Genomic DNA, 13,159 nt, shown 5'->3' with positions numbered 1-13,159 from the left:
CAGGTACGTACCCAACACGGCACACATTACTGGCATACTCGCCAAAACCGGCAAACCCGCCAACCCCGAGGACCGCAGATTCAGGAGAACCCGTGAGCACCACCCGAAAAGCTACCGCACAGCCCCTCGAGGCGCCCCTGCAGCCCCTCCTGAACACCCTCAACCAACTCAGTAACTGGGCGGCGATCCGCACCGCCGCCTCCGCACAGCCCCGCGAACGCAGTGCACGCACCCTCATCGGCGCCGTCGCCGGAACCCACGCCGCACTCATCGCAGACATCTCCACCGCAGTACGCGGTGCCACCGGTGAAGCGCTCAGCCTCATCATCGCCCCCACCGACCGCCAGGCAGAAGACCTCGCCGCAGCGCTGCGCTCCTACCTGCCCGCCGCCGATATCGCGCTCTTCCCCGCATGGGAAACCCTGCCGCACGAACGCCTCTCACCGCGCTCCGACACCGTAGGCCGCCGCCTGCAGGTACTACGCGCCATCACTGGGGAAACATCCAAACGCCCCCAAGTTGTCATCGCACCCGTGCGCGCCGTCATCCAGCCCATCGTCACCGGCATCGAAAAGCTCGAACCCGTGCACCTGGTCCGCGGTGAAGAATACCCCTTTAAAGACGTAGTACGAGGCCTCAACGATGCCGCCTACTCCCGCGTAGACCTCGTCGCTAAGCGCGGCGAGTACGCGGTGCGCGGCGGCATTATCGATGTTTTCCCTCCCACCGCAACCACCCCCGTACGCCTCGAATTCTTCGGCGACGAACTCGACGAAATGCGTCACTTCTCCGTCGCCGACCAGCGCACCCTCAATGGGGGAGAGGAACTCACCGAACTCACCCTGCTGCCCTGCCGTGAACTGCTCATCACCCCCGAGGTGATGAGCCGCGCCGCACGCCTGAAGGCAGACTACCCTGCCGCTGCATCCATGCTCGAAAAGATTGCGGGCGGAATCTACGTTGAGGGCATGGAATCGCTCACCCCGCTACTCATCGAATCCATGACCACCCTCACCGAGCTGTTGCCGGCAGGGTCCATGATTATCGATGTCGAACCCGAACGCGTGCGTGCCCGCGCCGAAGACCTCGTCGCCACTAACGAAGAATTCCTCGCCGCCGCCTGGGACACCTCCGCAGAAGCCGACGCCGTAGCACCCATCGACCTGGGTCAGCTGCGCATGAGCGACAGCGGCTTCCGCACCATCGACCAAACCACCGCGCAGGCGCTCGAAGCCAAGCTCAGCTGGTGGGAAATCACCGAACTCGTCACCGACGCAGACCTGCTCGAAGACGCCGCCGCAGGTGCGCTCGAAAACCAGAGCATCGCCGACGCCATCGACACCTACACCGTCAACGCCGCCCCCGCAACCGCATTCAACGGCTCCGTCGAACGCATGCTCAGCCAGGTCGGCGAACTCATCCAGAAGCAGTGGACCGTCCTCGCCCTCACCAACGGCCGCGGCTCCACCGACCGCCTCATCGATCTCTTCCACTCCGGGGAAGGGGCGCCCGCCGTACCTGCAGCCCGCCGCACCAGCCTCGAAGCCGACCCCGCAGGCGAGCTCGACCACGGCATCGTCGAGGTGTGCGAGGCGCCCGCCTCCGCAGGCTTCCTGATTGAGGAGGCGAAGCTCGCCGTCTTCACCGAGGCCGAGCTACTCGGCCGCCGCGGCACCTACGCCCCCCGAGGCGCCGCCGGACAGAAATTCAAGACGCGCCGTCGCCGTAACGCAGTCGATCCGCTCGCCCTGAACCCCGGCGACTACGTGGTACACGAACGCCACGGCATCGGTAAGTTCGTCGAGATGACCTCCCGCCCGGTGGCGGGTGCCTCCCCGGTCAACGGCGTGCAGCCCATGAAGGAATACCTGGTCATCGAGTACGCCCCCGCCAAGCGCGGCGGCGCGCCCGACCGCCTCTTCGTGCCCTCCGACCAGCTGGACCTCATCTCTAACTATGTGGGTGGCGAGAACCCGAGCCTGTCCAAGATGGGTGGCAGCGACTGGGCGAAGACCAAGTCCCGCGCCCGTAAGGCCGTCAAGGAAATCGCCGCCGACCTGGTGAAACTCTACTCGGCACGCCAGGCATCGCGCGGTCACGCTTTCGCCCCCGACACCCCCTGGCAGCGTGAGCTGGAAGAGTCCTTCCCCTACAACGAGACTCCCGACCAGCTCACCGCCATCCACGAGGTGAAGGAAGACATGGAGAAAGAAATCCCCATGGACCGCCTCATCTCCGGCGACGTGGGCTTCGGTAAAACCGAGGTCGCCGTGCGTGCTGCGTTCAAGGCGGTGCAGGACGGCAAGCAGGTCGCCGTGCTCGTGCCTACGACCCTGCTCGCCCAGCAGCACTACGAGACGTTCAGCGAGCGTTTCTCTGGCTTCCCCGTGAAGATTCGCGTGCTCTCCCGCTTCCAGAAGGCGAAGGAAACCCGCCAGATTACCGAAGAAATCGCCTCCGGCGCGGTGGACGTGGTGATTGGTACGCACCGCATCCTCTCGGACAGCGTGGTGTTCAAGGACCTGGGCCTGGTCATTATTGATGAGGAACAGCGCTTTGGCGTGGAGCACAAGGAAAAGCTCAAGCAGATGCGCACGAATGTGGACGTGCTCGCCATGAGTGCGACCCCGATTCCGCGCACCCTGGAGATGTCGCTGACCGGTATTCGTGAGACCTCCACCCTGGCGACCGCGCCGGAGGAACGCCACCCCGTGCTGACCTTCGTGGGACCGCGCACCGACAGCCAAATTACGGCTGCGATTCGCCGCGAGCTCATGCGCGAGGGCCAGGTGTTCTTCGTGCACAACCGAGTGGCTGATATTGACGATGTTGCCGCAGAAATCGGCAAGCTCGTGCCGGAGGCGCGCATCGCCACCGCCCATGGCCGTATGAGCGAGTCGCGCCTGGAACAGATTATTGTGGACTTCTGGGAGCGCCGCTTTGACGTGCTGGTGTGCACCACCATTGTGGAGACGGGCCTGGATATTTCGAACGCGAACACGCTCATCGTGGACCACGCCCAGAACTACGGTCTGAGCCAGCTGCACCAGCTGCGCGGTCGTGTGGGTCGTGGTCGCGAGCGCGCCTACGCGTACTTCCTGTACCCGGTGGATAAGACTCTCGGCGAGATTGCACACGAGCGTCTGAAGGCTGTCGCAACCCACAACGAGCTGGGTGCGGGTCTGCAGCTTGCCATGAAGGACCTGGAGATTCGCGGTGCGGGTAACCTGCTTGGCGGCGAACAGTCCGGTCACATTGCGGGTGTTGGTTTTGACCTGTACCTGCGCCTGGTGGGTGAGGCGGTGGCGAACTACCGCGGTGAGAAGGAAGAACGCGAGGTCGAGACGAAGATTGACCTGCCGGTCAACGCGCATATTCCGCACACCTACATTGATTCGGAGCGCCTGCGCCTGCAGGCGTACCGCCAGATCGCGGCGGCCGACACCGAAGAGAAGATTGCGGAGGCACGCGAGGAACTGGTCGACCGTTACGGCGAGCTGCCGGAGGCGGTAGAGAACCTGCTTGCCGTGGCGACGGTGCGTATGCACGCCCGTGCTGCCGGTATTCACGAGCTGGTGGTGCTGGGGCCGAAGGTGCGCGTAGTGACCGCTACGCCGTTGCCGGAGTCCCGTCAGATGCGTCTGAAGCGCGTGTACCCGGGGTCCACCCACGCTCAGCCGAAGGGTATGGATACCTGGCTGACGCTGGTTCCGCGTCCGAAGACCATGCCGGTCGGCGGTAAGGACCTGGTGGACGGCGCGATGTTGCAGTGGGCTGAGAAGTTCATTAACTCGATTTATGCGGAGAAGCCCCAGGCTCTCGAAGACTAGAGACTAGAAGAATAGGGGAGCGCCCGGTCATACCGGGCTACCGCGTCAGAAAATGCTCGCCGTGCAGATTGCCACAATATGGCACATCTGCACGGCGAGTGCGTTTGCCCCACGCAGGCGGCATAGCTCACAATTAAGGCATGACTTCAACGGTGAACTATGCATCTCAGCGAATTGTAATTATTGGTGGCGGCCCCGGCGGCTACGAGGCGGCGATGGTGGCTGCCGCATCCAATGCGGACGTGACTCTGATTGAGCGTAATGCCATTGGTGGCTCCGCCGTTCTGACTGACGTTGTGCCCTCTAAGACCCTGATTGCTACGGCGGATATGATGACCCGCTTCTCCGAGGCGGGTAGCCTGGGCATCGAAAACACGAAGGGTAAGGCGCCGCAGCTTCGTGTTGATATGGACCGCGTGAACCGCCGTGTCCGCGACCTGGCTCAGCAGCAGTCTGCCGATATTAAGCGTGCGCTGGCTTCTGCTGGCGTGAAGATTATTCACGGTACCGGTAAGCTCCTGGACCGCCACACCGTGCAGGTGACTGACGAGGCGGGTCTGGTTTACCCCCTGCAGGCGGACTTTGTGTTGCTGTCGGTGGGTACGCACCCGCGTGAAATGGCGACCGGTATGCCTGATGGCGAGCGCATCCTGACCTGGACTCAGCTGTACAACCTCTGCGAGGTTCCCGAGGAACTGATTGTGATTGGTTCGGGTGTGACCGGTGCGGAGTTCGCGTCGGCGTATAACGGTCTGGGTTCGAAGGTGACTCTGGTGTCTTCGCGTGACCGTGTGCTTCCCGGTGAGGACGAGGATGCAGCCCGCGTGCTGGAGGACGTGTTTGAGCGTCGCGGCGTGCGAGTGATGCCGCGCTCGCGTGCTTCGGCTGTTGAGCGCACCGAGGATGGCTCCGGCGTCATCGTGACCCTGTCGGATGGTCGTAAGGTGTCCGGCACTCACTGCCTGGTGGCTATTGGTTCGATTCCGAACACTGAAGATTTGGGTCTGGAAGCAGCCGGCGTGGAGCAGACCCCGAGCGGTCATATTAAGGTGGACGGCGTGTCCCGCACGAGCGTGAACAGCATTTACGCTGCCGGCGACTGCACGGGTGTTTACCCGTTGGCTTCCGTGGCTGCGATGCAGGGTCGTATCGCTATGGCGCACATCCTGGGTGATGCGGTGCGTCCGCTGCGTACCGACAAGGTCGCGGCGAACATCTTCACCTCCCCGGAGATTGCGACCGTGGGTGTGAGCGAGAAGGACCTTGCCGAGGGCGCCTACCGTGGTGACGCGGTGACCCTGCAGCTGAGCACTAACCCGCGCGCGAAGATGATGGCGATGCGTGACGGCTTCGTGAAGATTTTTGCTCGCCGCCACTCCGGCACTGTCATTGGCGGTGTGGTGGTTGGTCAGCGTGCTTCCGAGCTGATTTACCCCATTGCTCTGGCGGTGGAGAAGAAGCTCGCGGTGGACGACCTGGCGGATACCTTCACGGTCTACCCCTCGCTCTCCGGCTCTATTGCTGAGGCGGCACGCAAGCTACACACTCGCGGCCTGTAACCCGCGCATAGGTACCCTGGGCTTGTAGAGAGCCGGTATCTCTGAAGCGCACAAAAGCGGTGGGGGTCGCCTCCTGATTCTTAGGAATTCAGGAGGCGACCCCCACCGCTTTGCCGTAGAGACGCCTTAGCCCCTGCGAAGTTTTACTTCGTGGTGCTGACAGCGTTCATGTCCACGTCACGGGTTTCGTGAGTGAGCAGGATGAAGACAACGCTCAGAATCGAGGCGAATGCCAGGTAGCCGCCCACTGCAGCCACACCGTAGGAGGTGTTCAGCCACACTGCCACGAACGGGGTCAGTGCCGCACCGAGGATGGACGCCACGTTGTAGGCGATACCGCTAGCGGTGTAACGCACGTTGGTGGGGTACAGCTCCGGCAGGTATGCGGACATAGAACCGAAGGATAGACCCATCAGGCACATGCCGATGAAGATGAAGAGGGTGACCACTGCGGCGTTTGCGTTCGCACCGGTACCGACGACGGAGGGGGAGATGAACAGGCCGAAGGACAGACCGAAGACAGCCATCGCGATGGTGGTCCACAGCTGCTGGGTGCGGCGGCCGTACTTGTCAGCCAGCCAACCCGAAATCGGGATGAAGATCGCGAAGCCGATAATGGAGATCAGCTGAATAATCAGGAACTCGCGGTAGGGGATAGCCAGGCCGCCCTTGTCAGCCTTGCCGATACCGTAGGAGAGAACCCACGCGGTCATCAGGTAGAACAGCACGTAGCATGCCACCATGATGAAGGTACCCTGAATCATGGGCCACCAAGCGACCTTGAATGCCTCAACGAGCGGGGTCTTAACCTTCTCATTGTTAGCGGCAGCCTTGGCGAAGACGGGGGTCTCCTCCAGCTTGAAACGCACGTACAGGCCGACAGCAACCATCACGATGGACAGCAGGAACGGAATACGCCAACCCCAGATGAGGAAGGGGTGGTCCAGGTTCTTGCCGTCGGTTGCGGAGTTGAAGGTAATCCAGCTGGTCAGCAGCAGCATGAAGCCGTTTGCAAGGACGAAGCCGATGGGGGCACCCAGCTGAGGCCACATGGCGGCGCGGGCACGCTTGCCGTCCTCAGCGTATTCGCTCGCGAGCAGTGCCGCGCCGGACCATTCGCCGCCCAGGCCCAGACCCTGGCAGAAACGCATGATGGTCAGCATGGTCGGTGCCCACAGGCCAATCTGGTGGTAGGTGGGCAGCAGGCCGATGATGAAGGTTGCCAGACCCATGGTGAGCAGTGCGCCGACGAGGGTTGCCTTACGACCAATCTTGTCGCCGAAGTGGCCGAAGATAATGGAACCGAGGGGGCGTGCGATGAAGGCGACGCCGAAGGTGGCGAAGGACGCCAGAAGCTCGGTGGTTGCGTCCTTCGAGGGGAAGAACAGCACGGGGAAAACAGCCACTGCCGCGGTGGCGTAAATGTAGAAATCGTAGAACTCGATGGTGGTACCAACGAGCGAGGCGAGAATAACTCGACTGCGAGGAGTCGTATTCTTCACCGATGCAACAGACGCTTTCGTGTCGGGTGCAGAGGCGCTCATGAGGAAAACTCCCGAGATGGTGAATTTGTGTGTACACGAGGAGCCTGAGGTGGGTGTTCCATGACCGGTCGGCGCGGGAGGCGGGTGTGCCGTGGGCGCGTACCGGGTGCCGTGACCGCACCGGGTGAGGTGGGTGGGTGCCGGAATCTGAAAGGCTCCTCTAAAGTGCAACATTATAACTCTGTTCAGAAAAGACCCAACAAATACGGTCACTATCTGGACGTAATCGCAATAGGTACTCGCTCAAACCCCACAGAAACAGACAAGAGTGCATACAGAAAATCCCCCGGGCGGTACGAGATTTTACCTCGTATCTACCCGGGGGATTCGTAAAACCTATAGCGCTCGCAGGGGCGAGACTACGCTAGCGAGAGTTACTTGATGGTCGCCAGCACCGCACCGGAGGTGACGGTATCGCCGGCCTTAGCGGACAGACCCGAAACCTTACCCGCCTTGTGCGCGGTAATGGGCTGCTCCATCTTCATCGCCTCCAGCACCAGAATCAGGTCGCCCTCAGCGACGGTGTCGCCGTCAGATGCGGCAACCTTCACGATGGTGCCCTGCATGGGGCTGGTCAGCTCGTCGCCGCCACCCTTCGCCGCGCCGCGTGCCGAACGGGACTTGCGGGTCTTGGCGGCGGGCTTAGCGGCAGGCTTGGTGCCGCCACCCAGATCAGGCAGGGACACCTCCAGACGCTTGCCGTTGACCTCAACGACCACGGTGGTGCGCTCATCCTCATCCGAATCCACGCTACCGGGAGCACCGGAGTACATGGGGATGGTGTTGTTGAACTCGGTCTCAATCCAACGGGTGTGCACCTTGAACTCGCCGCCCTCAGCCGGTGCGAAGGCGGGGTCATCCAGCACGACGCGGTGGAACGGGATGACGGTGGGCATACCCTCAATGCTCAGCTCAGCCAGGGCACGGCGGGCACGCTGCAGAGCCTGCTTACGGTCCGCGCCGGTGACAATGAGCTTAGCCAGCATGGAGTCAAAGTTACCGCCGATAACGTCACCAGCAACGAAGCCGGAATCCCAGCGAACACCGGGGCCGGTGGGCACGGTCATCTTCTCGATGGTGCCGGGTGCGGGCATGAAGGAACGGCCCGCATCCTCACCGTTAATACGGAACTCGAAGGAGTGACCTCGCAGAACCGGGTCCTTCTCCTCAATTTTCTCGCCGCGAGCAATACGGAACTGCTCACGAACCAGGTCCAGACCGGAAATCTCCTCGGAAACCGGGTGCTCCACCTGCAGACGGGTGTTCACCTCAAGGAAGGAGATGGTGCCGTCGGTGCCGACCAGGAACTCACAGGTGCCGGCACCCTGGTAGCCGGCCTCGCGCAGAATCGCGCGGGACGCCTCGTACAGGCGCTCGTTCTGCTCATCGGTCAGGTAGGGGGCGGGCGCCTCCTCAACGAGCTTCTGGTTGCGGCGCTGCAGGGAGCAGTCACGGGTAGAAACCACCACAACGTTGCCGTGCGCATCCGCCAGGCACTGAGTCTCAACGTGACGGGGCGAATCTAAGAAACGCTCGATGAAGCACTCGCCGCGACCGAATGCCGCGGTAGCCTCACGAACAGCGGACTCGTACATCTCAACAATGCTCTCGCGGTCGCGGGCAACCTTAATGCCGCGGCCACCGCCACCGAAAGCAGCCTTCACTGCGATGGGCAGGCCGTGCTCATCAGCGAACGCGACAACCTCATCGGCGGACTTAACGGGATCCTTGGTGCCGGGCACCAGGGGAGCACCCACCTTCTGCGCGATGTGGCGTGCCGCCACCTTATCGCCCAGCTGGGTAATGGACTCGGGGGAGGGGCCAATCCAGGTCAGACCCGCGTCGATGCACTTCTGAGCGAACTGCGCGTTCTCGGAAAGGAAGCCGTAGCCGGGGTGTACAGCGTCAGCGCCGGAGCGGATAGCAATCTCAATGAGCTTGTCCATCACCAGGTAGGACTGCGCCGCGGTGGCACCGCCGAGAGCGTAGGCTTCATCGGCAAGCTTCACATGCTGGGCGTCGCGGTCCGGGTCAGCGTAGACGGCGACGGTCTGCAGACCCTCATCGCGGGCTGCACGAATCACGCGGACAGCAATTTCACCGCGGTTAGCGATCAGAATCTTGCTGACCGGGCCGGTGTGGCGGCCGGGGACTGCAGTAAATTTCTTGGCGGCTTCTGCCTGGTGCTGAGTCACTTAAAGCTCTCCTTTAATCTCCTGCTCCAAGGATACATCGGCAGGATTGGCGAATATAACGCGCATCATACTGTTCTATCTTATCGATTGGTGTTCAACAATGTATATTTCAGGGCGCGCTTTGAGACAGATTTATGCTGTGGGTTGGTTCTAATTCTCTTCCTCAGGCGGTAGCCACAAATCGGTCACCGCTACTTCGCGGCGGCGCAGCATATCGCGTAGCGCGTGGATGGATAGACCCACCACCGTGTGGAACTCGCCCTCAATACCGCGAATGAACGCGGAACCGTAACCGTCCAGGGTGAAGGAACCCGCCACCCAGAGCGGCTCGCCGGTGGCAATGTACGCCTCGATTTCTTCGGGGGTGAGCTCGTCAAAGTGGACGGTGGCGCTGCGCAGTTCGGAAACGGTGGGAAGCTCCGAGACAGTAGGAAGCTCGGAGCCGGTGAGCACCTCGGCACCGGGCTCAATGCCGCGCAAATCCACGAGCGCGTGACCGGTATGCAACACGCCGTGGTTACCGCTCATTGCGCTGATGCGCTCGCGCGCCGCCTCCGCAGTGTGCGGCTTGCCGTAGGCGACGCCCCCAAACTCGAACACCGAATCGCACCCCAGAACCAGCGCATCGCGCACCCCCTCGGCGGCAAGCTCCGCGGCAACCGCCTGCGCCTTCAACTGCGCCAGCAGGGAGGCGGTTTCAGCCGGGGTGAGTCCCGCACGTCCCTGCGCTCGCGCCTGCTCGTTGGCGGCGGCGAGCGCAGCGTCCTCATCGACGGAGGAGACGCGCACCGTAAAAGCAATGCGGGAATCCTCCAGGAGCTTGCGCCGCGCGGGGGACGCGGAGGCGAGAATCAGGCGAATCGGTGTGGTACTCATAGGTTCTATTTTAGTGCCTCGCGGGTGAGGTTTACCCTCGGGTGCAGATTGAAGGGCGCTGAGAAGCTGGGGAAGGGGGAGGTGAGGGGATATGAAAAGAGCGTGTCCCATCCCCCTCAACCACGTAGGAGATGGAACACGCCGTTCAAAATCATAACTCTTCTCAAACGTTAAAGAAAAGAAGAATCAATAGTGACACTTTTATGACGCTTGACAAATGTATTTCGCCCATGCTGAGGCACGAGATTAAGAAAGCTACACGGCGCTAGGCAGTACAGCCTAGCGCCGTGTAGCTTCAAGAGTCGCCAGGTTAGCGGCGTGCCGCGACGGTGTTGTCCTCCACCTCGTGCAGACGCTGCGCCTCACCGGCGATACGCTCATCGTAGAATTCCTGAGCCACGAAGCCGCCCTCCGAGCGGGGAGCGTTGTAGAGCTCCTCATCCAGGATGCCCTCGCGGCGAGCCACAATCGCGGGAACCAGAGCTTGACCGGCAACGTTCAGGGCGGTACGACCCATGTCAACGATCGGGTCAATCGCCAGGAGCAGACCCACACCGTCCAGCGGCAGACCCAGAGTGGAAAGGGTCAGGGTCAGCATCACGATAGCGCCGGTGGTACCGGCGGTTGCGGCCGAGCCGAGCACGGACACCATCACAATCAGCAGGTACTGGGTGAAGTCCAGCTGAATACCGTAGAACTGCGCCACGAAAATTGCGGCAAGAGCCGGGTAAACCGAGGCACAGCCGTCCATCTTAGTGGTTGCACCCAGCGGAACCGCGAAGGATGCGTAGGCGCGGGGCACGCCCAGGTTGCGTTCTGCAACGGTCTGGGTCATCGGCATCGAACCCATCGAGGAGCGGGAAACGAAGCCCAGCTGAAGCGCCGGCCACACGCCCGAGAAGTACTGGCGGACCGACAGGCCGTTCGCGCGAACAATAATCGGGTAAACCACCAGGAAGACCAGCAGCAGACCAATGTAGAGGGCGATAACGAACGCGACCAGCGAACCCATCGACGCCCAACCGTAGGCGAACACAGCCTTAGCAATCAGACCCACGGTACCCAGCGGTGCCAGACGAATAATCCACCACAGAATCTTCTGAATAATGGCAAGAGCGCTCTTGACCACGTCGATGAAGGGCTTAGCCGCCTCACCAACCTTCAGCGCGGCAATACCGACCGCACCGGAAATAACCAGAATCTGCAGCACGTTAAAGGAAGCGGAGGCGGTAATGCCGGAATCGCCGGACTTAGCGCTGACGCCCAGACCCAGGAAGTTCACCGGAATCAGACCGGTCAGGAACGCGGTCCACGAACCGGTCGAGCCGGTGTACGCCTTGCCCTGCACCTGCGCGCCCACGCCCGGCTGGACAATCAGGCCCATCGCAATACCGATGAGCACCGCGAAGAACGCGGTAATCGCAAACCAGATGAGCGTGTTAACCGCCAGACGTGCCGCGTTCGTCACCTGCGAAAGGTTCGAGATGGAGGCGACCACGGCGGTGAAAATCAGCGGAACAACAGCCGCCTTCAGCAGGGTGACGTAGGAGGAACCGATGGTATCCAGGGTCACCATGAGCCAGTTGGGGTTGCTCTTCGCGTCCCCGCCCAGTGCGAGGGCGAGCGCGCCGAGAACAATACCCAGGATGAGGGAGGCAATGATTTGGTTGCCGAAAGAAGTAGCCCACTTGGGCAGACGTGAACGAGATGATGCATGCGGTGTAGACATGTGGCATACTCTAAAACTTTTGTGCACTCGCGCGCGAGTTTGTGTGAAGAAGTGTTTCAACCCGGTGCAGTGTAGGGGATGTGTGACGAATCGTGACCTTCCGGCAGGCCCGCCTGCAAGCGAGCGTAACGGCAGTTCGTGAGGTAGCTAGAGGCAGATATTTAAGGGGGAATCACCGCAAAAGCAAACAGAAAGGAAACAACTGCGCAACAAGCGGCGAAGCTTGCTGAGATTTTGCCGTCAGCTAAGAACCCGAAAGCGAGGGCTTGATATGCTGGAACCACACCGATAGTCCGGCGAAAGTCGCCGGATGATGCTGTACCCACTCAGCTTCATGTACGCGTTGAGCGTTACGCCACGCACCACCTTTCAAGGAGAGATGCATGAGTTCTGCTCCCCAATACCCCGGCGGAACCACCACCCCCAACGGCCCGAAGAAGCCTCGCAACCGCATGGAAGCGGTCGCAGAGTTCGCTACCCGCGCCGCACAGACCTCTGCCCAGCAGACCCTGAACCTGGGCGCAACCCGCCCCGGCATCGCCAAGATGATTGCCGTAGCGGGTGCCGGCGTGCTGCTGGTTGGCGGTGGCATCTTCGCCTACAACTCCATGCACCAGGAAGAGAACGCGTTCCTGTCGCAGGGCGAAGAGTACGCCCGCGTCTGCCAGGACGCGAAGACCGGTCTGCGCGTGGAAGATAGCGAATGTGAGAAGGCTGGCGTTCAGGAGCCGACCGACTCATCCAGCAGCGGCTCGTCCAGCAGTGATTCCTCGGGCTCGTCGAACTCTTCGGGTTCCTCCAGCTCTTCCGGTTCGTCTGGTTCCTCGGGCTCATCTGGTTCGACCACCAGCCACAATACGTCGAATGCTTTCCTCTGGTACTATCTGGGCCGTCAGAGCGCCGCTAATTCTTCCGGATCCCACTACATTCCTCCTGTAGGATCCAAGCTGTCCGGAGGCACCACCTCCCGCCCCAGCAACGGCACCGTCTACAGCGGCGTGTCTTCCAAAGGCGGCGGCTTTGAGGACTCCTACCGTACCGCGAAGAAGTCCTCCACCGTCTCCTCCGGCAAGGTGACCAGCACCAATAACTCCGGTAAGACCTCCACGGTGCGCAATAAGACCACCGGCTCGGTCTCCAGCGGTAAGCAGGGCACCAGCAATAGCGGTAGCACCGGCTCCTACAGCAAGTCGAACACCTCGAAGTCCGGCTCCAAGTCGGGTTCGTCCTCGAAGTCTGGCTCCTCGTCGAAGTCTGGTTCTTCCTCGAAGTCCGGCAGCAAGGGCGGTTTCGGTGGCGGCTCCAAGTCCGGTGGCGGCCGCTCCGGAGGCTAAGCCATAAGCCATCACACTGAATGCGGGCAGGGAATGAGCGGTCCCGCCCGCATTTTCCTCACTAGAACAACCACACTCGCGGTGACGTAACA

At 61.7% G+C, this 13,159-nt stretch carries 7 protein-coding genes; 3 read left to right on the top strand and 4 right to left on the bottom strand.

All coding sequences use genetic code 11. The annotated features are described in order from the left end of the window. Nucleotides 1-92: 92 nt before the first annotated feature. Nucleotides 93-3,830: a transcription-repair coupling factor gene (mfd, locus tag HMPREF2682_RS07295; RefSeq protein WP_070832822.1), complete on the top strand. Its 3,738-nt coding sequence runs from the start codon at nucleotides 93-95 to the stop codon at nucleotides 3,828-3,830. Nucleotides 3,831-3,970: 140 nt separating this feature from the next. Then, a complete protein-coding gene (locus tag HMPREF2682_RS07290; RefSeq protein WP_049355047.1) occupies nucleotides 3,971-5,389 on the top strand; it encodes an NAD(P)H-quinone dehydrogenase in 1,419 nt (472 codons plus the stop codon). 143 nt (nucleotides 5,390-5,532) lie between these two features. Here the strand turns inward: HMPREF2682_RS07290 and HMPREF2682_RS07285 are convergent, their stop codons facing one another. The 4 genes from HMPREF2682_RS07285 to HMPREF2682_RS07270 form a co-directional block, all read right to left on the bottom strand. Then, nucleotides 5,533-6,933 carry an MFS transporter gene (locus HMPREF2682_RS07285; RefSeq protein WP_070832819.1) on the bottom strand — a complete coding sequence of 467 codons (1,401 nt, stop codon included), beginning with the start codon at nucleotides 6,931-6,933 and terminating at the stop codon, nucleotides 5,533-5,535. Nucleotides 6,934-7,307: 374 nt separating this feature from the next. After that, nucleotides 7,308-9,128, bottom strand: a complete 1,821-nt coding sequence (locus HMPREF2682_RS07280; protein ID WP_070832816.1) for an acetyl/propionyl/methylcrotonyl-CoA carboxylase subunit alpha — start codon at nucleotides 9,126-9,128, stop codon at nucleotides 7,308-7,310. A gap of 150 nt (nucleotides 9,129-9,278) precedes the next feature. Then, nucleotides 9,279-10,004 (bottom strand): Maf family protein, encoded by a 726-nt coding sequence (locus HMPREF2682_RS07275; RefSeq protein WP_070832813.1) that lies wholly within the window; start codon nucleotides 10,002-10,004, stop codon nucleotides 9,279-9,281. A gap of 310 nt (nucleotides 10,005-10,314) precedes the next feature. Next, a complete protein-coding gene (locus tag HMPREF2682_RS07270) occupies nucleotides 10,315-11,733 on the bottom strand; it encodes a dicarboxylate/amino acid:cation symporter (RefSeq protein ID WP_049341627.1) in 1,419 nt (472 codons plus the stop codon). A gap of 383 nt (nucleotides 11,734-12,116) precedes the next feature. On the opposite strand from HMPREF2682_RS07270, the gene HMPREF2682_RS07265 reads away from it, so the two are divergent. Then, entirely contained in the window at nucleotides 12,117-13,067 is a 951-nt protein-coding gene (locus HMPREF2682_RS07265) for a hypothetical protein (RefSeq protein ID WP_070832811.1), read from the top strand. Nucleotides 13,068-13,159: the final 92 nt, after the last annotated feature.

It is taken from the genome of Rothia sp. HMSC061D12, assembly GCF_001836735.1.
Classification (GTDB): Bacteria; Actinomycetota; Actinomycetes; order Actinomycetales; family Micrococcaceae; genus Rothia.
Note: the sequence above shows the minus strand (reverse complement) of the source record. Positions and strands in the feature narration are given on the sequence as shown.